Source organism: Mycobacterium sp. IS-836 (assembly GCF_001954275.1).
GTDB lineage: Bacteria > Actinomycetota > Actinomycetes > Mycobacteriales > Mycobacteriaceae > Mycobacterium.
Genome location: NZ_MBEU01000054.1, coordinates 1 through 14,553 on the forward strand (window position 1 = coordinate 1; position 14,553 = coordinate 14,553).

General features: G+C 69.0%; 13 protein-coding genes and 1 pseudogene. 9 read left to right on the forward strand and 5 right to left on the reverse strand.

Features of this window, described 5'->3' with window-relative positions:
• Positions 1-33 precede the first annotated feature (33 nt).
• The 3 genes and pseudogenes from A5747_RS14925 to A5747_RS14935 all read right to left on the reverse strand — a co-directional run bounded on the left by A5747_RS14925 (position 34) and on the right by A5747_RS14935 (position 1,596).
• Positions 34-466: pseudogene (locus A5747_RS14925) on the reverse strand (DUF4247 domain-containing protein).
• Positions 463-975 carry a DUF2617 family protein gene (locus tag A5747_RS14930; RefSeq protein ID WP_076125486.1) on the reverse strand — a complete coding sequence of 171 codons (513 nt, stop codon included), beginning with the start codon at positions 973-975 and terminating at the stop codon, positions 463-465. Before A5747_RS14930 ends, A5747_RS14925 begins: the two are co-directional and overlap by 4 nt.
• A 9-nt stretch (positions 976-984) precedes the next feature.
• Entirely contained in the window at positions 985-1,596 is a 612-nt protein-coding gene (locus A5747_RS14935) for a DUF4178 domain-containing protein (protein WP_076125488.1), read from the reverse strand.
• Positions 1,597-1,776: 180 nt separating this feature from the next.
• Here A5747_RS14935 and ruvC point away from each other — a divergent pair, with 180 nt between their 5' ends.
• The 6 genes from ruvC to A5747_RS14965 all read left to right on the forward strand — a co-directional run bounded on the left by ruvC (position 1,777) and on the right by A5747_RS14965 (position 6,077).
• Complete coding sequence (gene ruvC / locus A5747_RS14940) at positions 1,777-2,331, forward strand: crossover junction endodeoxyribonuclease RuvC (RefSeq protein WP_076125490.1); 555 nt, start codon at positions 1,777-1,779, stop codon at positions 2,329-2,331.
• Positions 2,328-2,930 carry a Holliday junction branch migration protein RuvA gene (gene ruvA, locus A5747_RS14945; protein ID WP_076125493.1) on the forward strand — a complete coding sequence of 201 codons (603 nt, stop codon included), beginning with the start codon at positions 2,328-2,330 and terminating at the stop codon, positions 2,928-2,930. The genes ruvC and ruvA overlap by 4 nt, the downstream gene beginning before the upstream one ends.
• Positions 2,927-3,988 (forward strand): Holliday junction branch migration DNA helicase RuvB, encoded by a 1,062-nt coding sequence (gene ruvB / locus A5747_RS14950; RefSeq protein WP_076125495.1) that lies wholly within the window; start codon positions 2,927-2,929, stop codon positions 3,986-3,988. Before ruvA ends, ruvB begins: the two co-directional genes overlap by 4 nt.
• Before the next feature lie 218 nt (positions 3,989-4,206).
• Entirely contained in the window at positions 4,207-4,848 is a 642-nt protein-coding gene (locus A5747_RS14955) for a hypothetical protein (protein ID WP_076125498.1), read from the forward strand.
• A gap of 57 nt (positions 4,849-4,905) precedes the next feature.
• A complete protein-coding gene (locus A5747_RS14960) occupies positions 4,906-5,292 on the forward strand; it encodes a DUF1304 domain-containing protein (protein ID WP_076125500.1) in 387 nt (128 codons plus the stop codon).
• 71 nt (positions 5,293-5,363) lie between these two features.
• The gene (locus A5747_RS14965; protein WP_076125503.1) at positions 5,364-6,077 is read left to right on the forward strand and encodes a hypothetical protein; all 714 of its coding nucleotides are present in this window, start codon (positions 5,364-5,366) and stop codon (positions 6,075-6,077) included.
• Between the two features lie 7 nt (positions 6,078-6,084).
• Here the strand turns inward: A5747_RS14965 and car are convergent, their stop codons facing one another.
• A complete protein-coding gene (gene car, locus A5747_RS14970) occupies positions 6,085-9,573 on the reverse strand; it encodes a carboxylic acid reductase (RefSeq protein WP_076125506.1) in 3,489 nt (1,162 codons plus the stop codon).
• A 125-nt stretch (positions 9,574-9,698) separates the two neighbouring features.
• Positions 9,699-11,039, reverse strand: coding sequence for a 4-aminobutyrate--2-oxoglutarate transaminase (gene gabT, locus A5747_RS14975; protein ID WP_076125509.1), 1,341 nt, complete (start codon positions 11,037-11,039; stop codon positions 9,699-9,701).
• A 144-nt stretch (positions 11,040-11,183) separates the two neighbouring features.
• Here gabT and yajC point away from each other — a divergent pair, with 144 nt between their 5' ends.
• From yajC to secF, 3 genes are read left to right on the forward strand one after another with little or no spacing between them, the layout of a single operon-like run.
• A complete protein-coding gene (yajC, locus tag A5747_RS14980) occupies positions 11,184-11,513 on the forward strand; it encodes a preprotein translocase subunit YajC (RefSeq protein ID WP_076125512.1) in 330 nt (109 codons plus the stop codon).
• 57 nt (positions 11,514-11,570) lie between these two features.
• Positions 11,571-13,274, forward strand: coding sequence for a protein translocase subunit SecD (gene secD, locus A5747_RS14985; RefSeq protein ID WP_076125515.1), 1,704 nt, complete (start codon positions 11,571-11,573; stop codon positions 13,272-13,274).
• A 4-nt stretch (positions 13,275-13,278) separates the two neighbouring features.
• Entirely contained in the window at positions 13,279-14,541 is a 1,263-nt protein-coding gene (gene secF / locus A5747_RS14990) for a protein translocase subunit SecF (protein ID WP_076125517.1), read from the forward strand.
• Positions 14,542-14,553 lie beyond the last annotated feature (12 nt).

The following is a 14,553-nucleotide window of genomic DNA, read 5'->3' on the forward strand; positions in this document are numbered from 1 at the left end:
CGTGGAATTTGTTTTTCTTGTTGGTGTTGTGGCTTATCTGGTTCCCCCGGGGCCGGCGGGGGGGCCCGCCGCCCCGGCGGGGGGGGGACCCGGGGCTGAACCCGGGGCCGAGGAAGATGAACGCACCGTGGCTGTATCCGCCGCCCAAGCCTTCGACGCGAATGCTGCACGGGTACTTGCCGTCCGGGCCGACGATCACGATGTTGTTGCTGTAGCGCAGGTATTCGCTCTTGTCGTTGTCGGCCCGCGCGTCGGGCGCCTGGTAGTCGGCGAGCGTGTCGGCGACCTCGTCGGGCGATCCGCTGCACTGGTAGCGCGTCCCGTTGGCGTCCGTCGCGTACGCGTGATAATGGTCGGCGATATACGACCCAATGTCCTTGTTCAGCAACACGATTCCGAAAACCAGCGACGCGATGGCCGCGGCGGCCAGGCCGCCGGAAAGCCAGAACAGGCCCTTGCGGCTCACGGGTGCCACCGGCTCGCCGTGTGCACCACCATGCCGCCGGACCCCGCCGGGCGGAGCGGGTAGAGGTGCCATGTCTGCCAGCGCCAGCCGGCGCCGTCGGGCTCGGCGGCCAGCGCGGTCAGGGCGGCGTCGTCGCCGGGAAACGTGCCGCCCAGCCATCCGTTTTCGGTCGCGCAGCGGTCGCGAAGTTCTTGCGCGAGTTCGCGAAACGCTGCCTCATCGCGGGTGTCGGTACGCGATTCGATGCGGTAGCCGGGGGCGTCGGCGTGCCCGGGCAGCCTGCCGCCGTGGCTGCGGGCGGTGCACGAGACCTGCTCGGAGAACCGGCAGCCGGGGTGCTCAACGGTGACGACGTGCGAGGCGCCGAGGACGCCGAGCAGCAGGGTGCCGCCGCCGGGATGGGTGAGCGCGTGGCTGGCCAGCGGGTCCGGCGCGGGGGCGTTGAGCGCCAGTCCGAGCCTGTTCCCGGACACGTCCGCCGGAGTCACGGCGAGCTGATGAAGCGGCACCGAAGTCGCCTACGGGGAGGGGGCTGGGGGCGCGGGGTAGACGGTCAGCTCGCCGGCCGACACGGACCTGCCCGTGGATACCTCCCACGGCGTGTCCGGGGCCCAGCGTTCGAAGGAGAGCAGCGCGCTCTCGTCGGCATTGGCGCAGTCGACGAATTCCATCTCACCGCCGGCCGGCAGGCCCGTCGTGCCCTCGGTGGTGTAGGAGGCGCGACCGCGCTCCGACTCGTGAAAGGTCACCCCGTCGACCACGTACTGGTCGCCGGGCCGCAGCGTCACGTCCTTGCGGGTCACCCACATCACCAGCTCCAGGCGACCGTCGTCCTCCTCGACGCTGAACCACAGCGGCTGGTCGCCGCCCTCGAGCAGGTGCTCCCACCACACGAACGGGCCCTCGCGGAAGGTCACCGACCCGCGCACCACGTAGTCGACGCCGCCGTAGCTGACGATGGCGCCGGGGCCCAGGCTGCGGGGTCCGAACTGCGGCATCGCGTCGGAGGAAAGCGGATCCTGGCGCCCGCCCCGCGCGGCCGGTTGCTTGGGCCGCCGCAACGCCACCACGAGGACCACGATGGACGCGACGAACAACACCGCGGCTATCACGACCAGCAGTGTTCCCACGCTTACCCTTCCGTGGCCGCGGCGGCCTAGCGAATGTGGGCTTTAAGTTAACAGCTTTCGCTGGGCCCGTCGCCGCAACACCACCCGGTGACCGGCGCCGCGTGTCCTACCCGGCGCGGTCGGTATCGCCCGTTACGCTATCGAACAGCTGTTCGGTACGCGATATAGGGGAGCGGGCGCATGCGCGTGATGGGCGTCGATCCGGGGCTGACCCGATGCGGGCTGTCGGTGGTGGAAAGCGGCCGCGGCAGACACGTCGTGGCGCTGGACGTCGACGTGGTGCGCACCCCGGCGGATGCGCCGCTGGCCAAGCGACTGCTGGCCATCAGCGATGCCGTCGACCACTGGCTGGACACCCACCGGCCGGAGGTCGTGGCCATCGAGCGGGTGTTCTCTCAGCACAACGTGATGACGGTGATGGGCACCGCTCAGGCCGGCGGGGTCGTCGCGCTGGCCGCCGCCAAACGCGGCATCGACGTGCACTTCCACACCCCCAGCGAGGTCAAGGCCGCGGTCACCGGCAACGGGGCCGCCGACAAGGCACAGGTCACCGCCATGGTCACGAGAATCCTTGCGCTGCAAGCCAAACCGACACCGGCCGATGCGGCCGACGCGCTGGCGCTGGCGATCTGCCATTGCTGGCGCGCGCCGATGATCGCCCGGATGGCCGCGGCCGAGGCGCTGGCCGCGCGGCAGCGCCGCGCCTACCTCGCGAAAGTGAAGGCCGCCCGATGATCGCGTCGGTGCGCGGTGAGGTGCTCGAAGTGGCCCTCGATCACGCGGTGATCGAGGCCGCCGGCGTCGGCTACCGGATCAACGCGACGCCGTCGACGCTGGCGACGCTGCGCCACGGCAGCGAGGCCCGGCTGATCACGGCGATGATCGTGCGCGAGGACTCGCAGACGCTGTACGGGTTCCCCGACTCCGAGACCCGCGACCTGTTCCTGACGCTGCTGTCGGTGTCGGGCGTCGGGCCGCGGCTGGCGATGGCGACGCTGGCCGTGCACGACGCCGCGGCGCTGCGGCAGGCGTTGGCCGACGGCGACGTCGCCGCGCTGACCCGGGTTCCGGGCATCGGGAAGCGCGGCGCCGAGCGGATGGTGCTGGAATTGCGGGACAAGATCGGCGCCATCGCCGGATCGGCGCCCGCGCCGGCGGTCAACGGCCACGCCGTGCGCGGTCCCGTGGTGGAGGCCCTGGTCGGCCTCGGTTTTGCGGCCAAACAAGCGGAGGAGGCCACCGACAGCGTGCTGGCCGGCGATCACGACGCGACGACGTCGTCCGCGCTGCGGGCGGCGCTGTCGCTGCTGGGCAAGGCCCGGGTGAGCCGATGACTGCGGACGACGACTTCGCCGACCCGGAGGTCCGGGAGGTTTCGCCCGCGCTCGCGTTCGGCGAAGGCGACATCGACGTCAGCCTGCGGCCACGCACGCTGAACGAGTTCATCGGCCAGCCGCGCGTGCGCGAGCAGCTGCAGCTGGTCATCGAGGGGGCCAAGAACCGCGGCGGCACACCCGATCACATCCTGCTGTCCGGCCCGCCGGGGCTGGGCAAGACGTCACTGGCCATGATCATCGCCGCCGAGCTGGGGTCCGCGCTGCGGGTGACGTCGGGGCCCGCGCTGGAACGCGCCGGCGATCTGGCCGCGATGCTGTCCAACCTCGTCGAGCACGACGTGCTGTTCATCGACGAGATCCACCGCATCGCCCGGCCCGCCGAGGAGATGCTCTACCTCGCGATGGAGGACTTCCGGGTCGACGTGGTGGTCGGGAAAGGCCCTGGGGCGACATCGATTCCGCTGGAGGTCGCGCCCTTCACCCTGGTCGGCGCGACCACCCGGTCCGGCGCGCTGACCGGCCCGCTGCGCGACCGCTTCGGCTTCACCGCGCACATGGACTTCTACGAGCCCGCCGAGCTGGAGCGGGTGCTGGCCCGGTCCGCCGGAATCCTGGGCATCGAGCTGGGCGCCGAGGCCGGGGCGGAGATCGCGCGGCGCTCGCGCGGCACGCCGCGCATCGCCAACCGGCTGCTGCGCCGGGTGCGGGACTTCGCCGAGGTGCGCGCCGACGGCGTGATCACCCGCGACGTCGCCAAGTCCGCGCTCGAGGTATACGACGTCGACGAGCTCGGCCTGGACCGGCTGGACCGGGCGGTGCTGTCGGCGCTGACCCGCAGCTTCGGCGGCGGCCCGGTCGGCGTTTCGACGCTGGCGGTGGCGGTCGGCGAGGAGGCCACCACGGTCGAAGAGGTGTGTGAGCCGTTCCTGGTCCGCGCCGGCATGATCGCGCGCACCCCGCGGGGCCGGGTGGCCACCGCGCAGGCCTGGACACACCTGGGCATGACCCCGCCGGCCGGGGTCACCCGGCTGGGGCAGCCGGGGCTGTTCGACTAGCTCGCCGCCGGCGGCGTCGGCATTTCGCGTTCAAATCGTGACCTTCGCCCCGAGGCGCCGCCAGAACGCCCGCTGGCGTGGGCTTTTCGGTCGAAGGCGGGAGCGCGCTTCGGTCACATCCGCCACAGCAAACGCAGGAGCGGCCCGCGAACCGGTTACATCCCGGAAGCGTCGGGTATCCGAACGGACAGCAGTAATGCCTGTTGAAGGAGATTCTGATGAGGCACACGAACGCTGACTACGAACGCCCCCGCGCGCTGTACATGCCACGCAGCCGCGGCGCGTTGACCGGGCTGCTCCTGATCCTCTTGGGCGCCTGGGGTGCATTGGTTCCGTTCTTCGGACCCAACATCGATTGGGCGTACATGACCGACCCGGCATGGACGTGGACGACGGCAAAGGGCTGGCTGGAGGTGCTTCCCGGCGCGGCCGCCGCAGTGGGCGGCCTGCTGGTGCTCTTCTCCGGTAACCGTGCCAGCGCCGTCTTCGGCGGCTGGCTGGCGGTCTGCGCCGGCGCGTGGTTCGTGGTCGGCCGCGCGTTCGCATCGACCCTGAGCATCGGGGACGTGGGCCAACCGGCGGCCGCGACCGATCTGAAGCGTGCCCTGCTCGAGGTCACGTACTTCACCGGTCTGGGCGCGTTGATCGTGTTCCTGGGCGGGGCGGCCGTGGCGCGCCTGGCGGTTCGGCACGCGCGCGACGTCGCCGTGGCCGCGCCGGCGCCCGTGGCTGAGGTCGAGGGCGAGACGCCATTACGCGAACCGGTTGCGGCCGAGCCCGACGGGCACCGCGGGCGTGGCCTTTTCCACCGTCACGACGGTGGTGGGCTATTCCGCCGACACCACCACGTCGGCGCCTAGCGGCCGAACCGGCTGAGGGTAGTCGCGGCGACACCAGGTCGGTAGTGTTCATCGGCGATGATCACTGCCGCCCTGGTGTTCGCTGGTCTTGCCGCTCTCCTGCACGTCTACATCTTCACGATGGAGTCGCTGACCTGGACGTCGCCGCGCACCCGGGCCACCTTCGGAACGACGGTTGAGGAAGCCGAGACCACCAAGCTGCTCGCGTTCAACCAGGGTTTCTACAACCTGTTCCTCGCGGTGGTCAGCGGTGTCGGCATCGCCGCGATTGCCATGGGGCACAACGCCGTTGGAGCCGCGCTGGTTTTCGCCGGTGTTGGCTCGATGGCCGCGGCCGCGCTCGTCTTGCTGCTCTCGTCACCTGACAAGGCCCGCGCCGCGTTGACGCAGGGCATCTTTCCGCTGATCGCTGTGGTGCTGCTCACACTCGGTCTCGTCCTTTAGCGGTTACTTCGCGTCGACGCGGGGTATCCAGGCACCTGCTGAAGTAGCCCGGCGACAATTGAGGAGAGCTAATGAAACACCCATTAAACGGCCACCCATTGTGGATGCCGCGCTCGCGCGGCGCGGTGAGCGGATTGCTCCTGGTCGTCCTGGGTGCATGGGGTGCGTTGATACCGTTCGTCGGTCCACGCTTCAACTTCGCCTACACGCCCGACCAAGATTGGGCATGGACCTCGGCCCGCGGCTGGCTCGAGGTGCTACCGGGGGGCGCCACCGTGCTGGCTGGCCTGCTGCTGATCTTTTCCGGAAACCGCATCACCGCGATCGTCGGCGGGTGGTTGGCGGCGGTGGCCGGCGCATGGTTCGTGATCGGGGGGCAGGTCGCCCCGCTCCTCGGGATCGGGTCCGCCGGTGATCCGATCGCCGCGACCGACCGCAAGCGGGCCGCGCTCGAGGTTTCGTACTTCTCCGGCCTGGGCGCGCTGATCGTTTTCATCAGCGGCATCGCCCTGGCGCGCCTGGCCGTGCGGCTGGCGAGCGACGTCGAGGCATTCATGGACCCCTTGGAACCGGCCGCAGCCGCGGAGCCGGTGTCGACACCCGCCGGCGAACCGGTGTACATGTCCGGGCTGGAGGAGCCCGCACCCGAGGTGTCCTCGAGTGCGCTCACCAAGCCGCGGGCCGCCGGGGACGGGCCGAAGCCCAAGGGCTGGCGCAAGCAGCGGGCGGGCACCGAGGCCGGCGCGGCCAACGCCTACTTGCGCTGGCCGCATCCCCAGAGCTGATCCAGCGTTAGAGCAGTCCGAGCAGCCGCAGGTCGCTGACGTACTTCGCGATGATCGGCGGCGTGATGTGCGGAATGTCTTTGTCCGGGCCCACTTTCGCGTCCTGGACCGCCGCCCGGAACCGATCGGTCGGCGCCATCGAGCCGTTGATCGGCTTGTCGGGCTTCTGGTAGTTGTGCAACAGCGGCAATAGCGAGGCGTTGCGCTGCTTTTCGGGCAGCGCGCGCAGCGCGGTCTCGAACCGCTGCAACCACTCGCCGTAGTCGGCGATGCGCTGGACGGCGCAGCCGGCGACGGCCGGGTCGATCAGCCAGTCGACGAACTCGTCGAACCCGATGCCGTCGTCGTAGGGGTTCATTACGTGGTACGTCGCGAACCGGTCGGAGCTCTGGGCGCCCAACGTCGCGATGGCCTCGGCGATGAACTCGACGGGCAGGCCGTCGTAGTGTGCGCGCTGCCGGTTGCCCTCGGCCCCGAGCTCGTAGAACGAGCCGGGCGCGATGCCCGTTGCCACCAGGCTCAGGATCGTCCGGGTGAACATGTCCGGCACGTTGAGCTGACCGGCATAGGTCGTGTCGGCGAGGATCATGTCGCAGCGGAACACCGCGACGGGCAGGCCGCACAGGTCGTGCGCCTCGCGCAGCAACACCTCGCCGGCCCACTTGCTGTTGCCGTAACCGTTGGCGTAGCTGTCGCTGATCCGCCGCGTCGCGCTGATGGTCCGGATGTCGGCGTCCTCGGTGAACTTCCCCGGCTCGATCTGGTCGCCCACGCCGATCGTCGACACGTACGTGTACGGCTTTTGCTTGCCGGTCAACGCGATTCGGAGCAACTCCGCGGTGCCCAGCGCGTTCGGACCGAACAGCTCGCTGTACGGCAGCACGTGGTTGACCAGCGCCGCGGGGTCGACGATCAGGTCGACGGTGTCGGCCAGCCGCTGCCACGTCGGTTGATCGAGGCCGAGGTTGGCCTCGCCCTTGTCACCCGCGATGACCTCCAGGTGGTCGGCCGCCAGCTCCCGGTAGTGGGCCAGCAGCGCCGGGTCGGAGTCAAAGGTGTCGTCCAGCCGGGCCCGCGCGTCCTCGTCGGACTTGGCCCGCACCAGTGCGATCACCTTGCCGTCGACGAGGTCCATCCGCTCCAGCCATTCCAGCGCGAGGTAGCGCCCCAGGAACCCGGTCGCTCCGGTCAGCAGGACGGTGCGGACCTCGGCGCTGGGCCGCGGCAGCGTCGGCGCGGCGGCCAGCGTCGAAGCATCGATGAACTTGTCCAGCGTGAGGTCGCTGGCATACACCTCGGTCGCGTCGCGGCCGTGCACGGTGGCGAAGCTGGGACGCTTCGTGCCCTGCCGCTCGCCCTCGATGTAGTCGGCGATGGCCTGCAGGTCGCTGGCCGGGCTGACGATGACACCCACCGGCACGTCGATGTCGAAAATCTCGCGCAGCAGGTTGCCGAATGTCAACGCGGACAACGAGTCTCCACCCAAGTCGGTGAAGTGCGCCCCGGGCGACAGGTCGGTGGTCGCCGCGCCGAGCAGTGCGGCCGCGGCCCGGCTCACGGTTTGCAGGACGGGGGCGTCGGCACCGCTGCGGCGCAGTTCGCTCAACTCGTTGGCCTGGCCCTCGGCGAGTTCGGCGTAGAGCTCTTCCAGTCGCTCGCCGTAGTGTTGCTTCAGCTTCGGCCACGCCAGCTTGCGGATGCCGGTGAGCAGACCGTTCTCGAGCGTGAAAGGCGTTGTCTCGATGAGGAAGTCGCGCGGAACCTCGTAGGACTGCAGGCCGGCTTCCTTCGCGACGGCCTGTAGCGAGTCGGCGATCTGCGGCTTGAGCGCCGCTAGCCCCTTTTCGGCATTTCGCCGCAACGCTTCTTCCGTGGGCACCACGACCGCCAGCAGGTACGGGTGGGCGCTGTTGCCGTAGACGTAGATCTGGCGGACCAGCGGGCTGTTGCCGAAGATCGCCTCCAGCTTCGCGACGGTGACGAACTCACCCTGCGCGAGCTTGAGCACATTGTTGCGGCGATCGACATACACCAGCCGGCTGGGCGCGACCTCGGCGACGACGTCGCCGGTGCGGTAGTAGCCGTCGGCGTCGAACACGTCGGCGGTCACCTGGGGCCGCTTGTAGTAGCCGGGGAACATGTTCTCGGTCTTGAGCAACAGTTCGCCGCGCGGGTAGGGCCGGTCGGTGGCGAAGTAGCCCAGGTCCGGGACGTCGACGAGCTTGTAGTCGACGACCGGCGGGCGCTGCACCTCGCCGTCGAACAACACCATGCCGGCCTCGGTGGAGCCGTAGCCGTCGAGCAGGTGCATCTCCAGCAGGTCCTCGACCCACGCCTTGAGCTCGGGGGAGGTGGGCGCCGAGCCCGTCATCGCGAAGATGAACCGACCGCCCAGCAGGTGCTGGCGCAAGTCCTCCATGACGTCGGCTTCGTCGGCCCCGCGGTCGACCTGGCGCTGGTATTCGCCGTAGATGGTCTCCCAGATCCGCGGCACGAAGTTCATCTCGGTGGGCCGCACCAGGGTGAGGTCGTCGAGCAGCGTCGACAGGTCGCTCTTGGCCGCGAAGTAGGCAGTGCCGCCGTTGCCGAGGGTGCCGTAGAGGATGCCGCGCCCCATGACGTGGCTCATCGGCATGAAGTTCAGGGTGATCGACGCCGCGGTGGGCCCGAACCAGTTCCTCTTCGAGCGGGCGAACATCTTGACCACGTTGCTTTGCGGGTACATCGCGCCCTTGGGTGCGCCGGTGCTGCCGGAGGTGTAGATCAGCAGGGCCAGCGCGTCGTCGTCGTCGGGCGCGGCGACCGGCCCGGCGGGCAGGTCCTTGCCGCGGGCGAGCACGTCGTCCAGCGTCTCCACGATCGTGTCCGCCAGCCGGGTGCGGGCCGCCGCCACCGCGTCGCGGTGGTCGTCGACCTCGGGGTGGTAGTCGAATACGACGAGCCGGGCGGGTGCGGGGCCGGTGCTGACGAGCTCGACGGCGTCGGTCAGCTGGTCGACGCTCGCCGCGATGACGGTGGGCTCGGTCTCGGCCACGATCGGCTGCAACTGGCTGAGCGCCGCGCTGGTTTGCAGGGGCACCGATACCGCGCCGATCTGGCCCAGCGCCATGTCGATGGTGGTGTAGTCCACGCCGGTGAAGCCCAGCACGCAGACTCGGTCGCCGGCCCGCACCGAATCGGTGGACCAGGCGCGTGCCAAAGCGCCGACCCGGTCACCGAGTTCACGGTAGGTGATGGTGTCGAAGTGGTTGCGCAGCTCGGCGACGGTGCGCCCGCTGGCCGGGTCGGTGACGAACTCCACGGCGCGCCGGCCCAGCGCCGGCCGGTCGGCGTAACCCTCCGCCAGGGTCGCAACGATCTGCGGCAGTCGCAGCCCGGGCTGCTCCAGCGCGGCCGCGACGGCGGGGTCCGGTCGGGCGGCGGCGAACTGCGGGTCGTTGGCGGTCAGATCCTCGACGCGGCGGGCAAGCCACTCTTCATGGGCAATAGTCGACATAACAGTTCCCCTGTACTGACTGAGAAATGGTCTGTGCGCGACGCTGCGCTGACCGACATAACGTTAGCTAAACTAAAGGTATTCCACAATGACCGTGGCCGACATGTGAGATGCCACACGAAGGGCTAGAGCTCGCCCAGGGTCCGGACGACGATGTCGAGTCCTTCGGTCAGCAGCTCGTCGCTGATGTTCAGCGGCGGCAGCAGCCGGATGATGTTGCCGAACATGCCGCAGGTCAACACGATGACGCCGGCGGCGTGGACGGCGGTGGCGAGCCTGTCGGTCAGCTCGGCGTCGGGATCGGCGGTGCCGGATTTCACCAGCTCGATGGCGATCATTGCGCCGCGGCCACGGACGTCGCCGATCCGGTCGTCGTGGGCCTGCAGGCGCAGCAGCGGTTCGGTCATCAACCGTTCCAGCTGTCGGGCGCGCTCGATCAGGCCGTCGCTCTCGATGGTCTCGATGGTGGCCAGCGCGGCCGCACAGGCGACGGGGTTGCCGCCGAAGGTGCCGCCGAGGCCGCCGACGTGCGGGGCGTCCATGATCTCGGCGCGCCCGGTCACGGCCGACAGCGGAAATCCGTCGGCGATGGCCTTGGCGGTGACGATCAGGTCGGGCTCGATGCGCTCGTGCTCGCAGGCGAACATCGCCCCGGTGCGGGCGAAGCCGGTCTGCACCTCGTCGGCAATGAACACCACGTCGTTGTCGCGGCACCATTCGAGCAGGGCCGGCAGGAAGCCCTCGGCCGGGACGATGAAGCCGCCCTCGCCCTGGATCGGCTCGATGAGGACGGCGGCCAGGTTTTTCGCGCCTACCTGCTTGTCGATGACGCTGATGGCGCGCTGCGCCGCCTGCTCGCCGTCGGTGGCCAGGTCCTTGTCCAGCAGCCCGTCCCGGTAGGGGTAGGACAGCGGCGCCCGGTAGATCTCCGGCGCGAATGGACCGAATCCGCTCTTGTAGGGCATCGATTTGGCGGTCAGCGCCATCGCCATGTTGGTGCGCCCGTGGTAGGCGTGGTCGAACGCGACGACCGCGGGCTTGCGGGTGTAGGAGCGGGCGATCTTGACGGAGTTTTCGACCGCCTCGGCGCCCGAGTTGAACAGCACGGAGCGCTTCTCGCCGGATCCCGGGGTGATCCGGTTGAGTTGTTCGGCGACGGCGACGTACTGCTCGTAGGGCGTCACCATGAAGCACGTGTGGGTGAACTCGGCGACCTGGGCTCGTACGGCGTCGACGACGCGGGGCGACGAGTTGCCGATCGTGGTGACGGCGATGCCCGAACCCAGGTCGATGAGCCGGTTCCCGTCGACGTCCTCGACGATCCCGCCGCCGGCACGGGCGGCGAACACCGGCATGGCGACGCCGACACCGCGCGGCACCGCGGCGGCGCGCCGTTTGGTCAGTTCCAGCGATGCCGGACCGGGGATTTCGGTGACCAGCTGGCGAGTCTGCTCGAGGCTGGCCACGACGTCCTCCTCACCGCGGCGCGAGTGTCACGTCGCGAACAAAAGCGTATCTGGTCAGCCAGACCTCGGCCGACCTGTGAGCCGCCAGCCCGGACGGGCACACTGGACCCTTACGAGAGAAATACCGAAACGAAAGACAGGTTGATGGAGAGTTTGGTCTTGTTCTTGCCGTTCCTGCTCATCATGGGCGGCTTCATGTACTTCGCATCGCGGCGGCAGCGACGCGCGATGCAAGCCACGATCGACCTGCACGAGTCATTAGAGCCCGGCGACCGGGTGCACACCACGTCCGGCCTGCAGGCCACCGTCGTCGCCATCGCCGACGACACCGTCGACCTCGAGATCGCGCCCGGCATCGTGACCACCTGGATGAAGCTGGCCGTCCGGGACCGGATCGAGCCGGAGGACGCCGAAGACTACGACGAAGACGACGAGGACTCCGCCGACGATCACCGGGTGACCGAGGATTCCTAGGGCGCCACGTAGGCTCTGTCGGGGTAGAAACCGATTCGCAAGGAGATATGAAGGAACGTGGCATCGTCTTCGGCGCCGGTGCACCCCGCCCGCTACCTGTCGGTCTTCTTGTTGTTGCTCGTCGGCGTCTATCTGCTGGTATTTCTGACCGGGGACAAGCGGGCCGCTCCCAAGCTCGGCATTGACCTGCAGGGCGGCACCCGCGTCACACTGACGGCACGCACCCCCGACGGTTCGCGCCCGAGCAGGGAGGCGTTGGCGCAGGCGCAGCAGATCATCAGCGCGCGCGTCAACGGGCTGGGCGTTTCCGGGTCGGAGGTCGTCGTCGACGGTGACAACCTGGTCATCACGGTGCCCGGGAACGACGGGAACGAGGCCCGCAACCTGGGTCAGACCGCACGGCTCTACATCCGACCGGTGCTCAACGCGGTGCCGGCGCAGGGCGCCCAACCCAAGCAGCCCCAGCCCAGCGGAATGCCGCCCGGGGCCCCGCCCGCCGGAACTCCGCCGGCGCCCGGCCAGCCGGCGCCCCCGGGCCAGCCGGGCGCGGTGCCGCCGCCGCCCGCCGCTCCGGCGCCCGGGCAGCCCGGTGCCCAGCCGCGGCCGTACCCCCAGGAACCGCCGCCGGATCCGCGCAAGGATCTCGCCGAGCGCATCGCGGACCAAAAAGCGTTGCGGCAGAGCACCAATCAGTACATTCAGACGATCGCGCTGGAAGTGCAGGCCAAACACTGCGACAAAGAGGACATCCTGGCCGGCAACGACGACCCGGCCCTGCCCCTGATTACCTGCTCGACCGACCACAAGATGGCCTACCTGCTGGCGCCGTCGATAATCAGCGGCGACCAGATCCAGGACGCCACATCGGGGATGAACCAGCGCGGGCTCGGTTACGTCGTCGACCTGCAATTCAAGACCGCGGCTGCAAACACCTGGGCCGACTTCACCGCCGCCCATATCGGTACCCAGACCGCGTTCACCCTGGACTCGCAGGTCGTCAGCGCCCCGATGATCCAGGAAGCCATCCCCGGCGGACGCACCCAGATCACCGGCGGTGACCCGCCGTTCACCGCGTCCACCGCGCGACAGCTGGCCAACGTTTTGAAGTACGGTTCGCTGCCGCTGTCCTTCGAATCGTCGGAGGCCCAAACGGTTTCCGCGACACTGGGTTTGACGTCCTTGCACGCGGGCCTGATCGCCGGTGCGATCGGATTGGTCCTGGTGCTGCTGTATTCGTTGCTGTATTACCGCGTGCTGGGATTGCTCACGGCGTTGTCGCTAACCGCTTCCGGCGCAATGGTTTTCGCGATCCTGGTGTTGCTGGGCCGATATATCAACTACACCCTGGACCTGGCGGGTATCGCGGGTCTGATCATCGGTATCGGCACCACCGCCGACTCGTTCGTGGTGTTCTTCGAACGCATCAAAGACGAAATCCGCGAGGGCCGTTCGTTCCGGTCGGCGGTGCCACGAGGCTGGGTACGGGCGCGCAAGACCGTCGTATCGGGCAACGCGGTGACCTTCCTCGCCGCCGCGGTGCTGTACTTCCTGGCGATCGGCCAGGTCAAGGGATTCGCGTTTACCCTGGGGCTGACCACGATCCTCGACCTCGTGGTGGTGTTCTTGGTGACCTGGCCCCTGGTATACCTGGCGTCCAAGTCTCCGACGCTGGCCAAGCCGGCGTACAACGGCTTGGGGGCCGTTCAGCAGGTCGCCCGCGAACGCCGGGCTGCGTCGCACGTGAAGACGGGACAGGGATAGCGCGATGGCCGCCAAAGGCAAGACCGAAACGGACGCGGTCGAAATCACCGAAGCCACCGAAGGTGCCGTCGAGCTGACGTCCGGCGCCTCGGCCCAGCTGCCGCACCACAGCTTCATCACCCGGCTCTACACCGGCACCGGCGCGTTCGAGGTGATCGGGCGCCGCCGGCTCTGGTACGGGATCAGCGGCGCGATCGTCGCGGTGGCGATCGTCAGCATCATCCTGCGCGGCTTCACATTCGGGATCGACTTCAAGGGCGGCACCACCGTGTCGATGCCGCGCGGCACCGCGTCGGCCGCCGCGGTGTCCGACGTCTTCCGGAAGACGCTTGGCCGCGACGCGGAATCGGTGGTGATCGTCGGCAGCGGCGCGTCGGCCACGGTGCAGATTCGCTCGGAAACGCTGTCCAACGACCAGACGTCGAAACTGCGCAACGCGCTGTTCGATACGTTCCAGCCCAAGGGCACCGACGGTAAGCCCAGCAAGCAGGCCATCAGCGACTCGGCGGTGTCGGAAACCTGGGGCGACCAGATCACCGACAAGGCGCTCATCGCGCTGGTGGTGTTCGTGGCGCTGGTCAGCCTGTACATCACCGTGCGCTACGAGCGCTATATGGCCATCTCCGCGCTCACGACCATGTGTTTCGACCTCGCCGTCACCGCCGGCGTCTACTCGCTGGTGGGTTTCGAGGTCACCCCGGCCACGGTCATCGGCTGGCTGACGATCCTCGGGTTCTCCCTCTACGACACGGTCATCGTCTTCGACAAGGTCGAGGAGAACACGCACGGTTTCCAGCACACCACCCGGCGCACCTTTGCCGAGCAGGCCAACCTGGCGATCAACCAGACCTTCATGCGCTCGATCAACACCAGCCTGATCGGGGTGCTGCCGGTGCTGGCCCTGATGGTGGTGGCGGTGTGGCTGCTGGGCGTCGGCACGCTGAAGGACCTGGCGCTGGTGCAGCTGGTCGGCATCATCGTCGGCACCTACTCGTCGATCTTCTTCGCCACCCCGCTACTGGTCACGCTGCGCGAGCGCACCGAGCTGGTGCGCAGCCATACCCGTCGCGTGGTCCGACGGCGCAAGCCCTCGCACGAGGACACCGCCGACGAGGCGTCCGACGAGAGCGCGGAGCCGGCTGAGGTGGCCGAGTCGTCCCCGGCGACCGCCAAGCCCGCGTCGAACAAGCCGGCGCCGGGGGCGCGGCCGGTGCGGCCCACCGGTACCCGGCGCCCGACCGGCAAGCGAAACGCCGGCCGGCGGTAGTCAGGTGTGGGG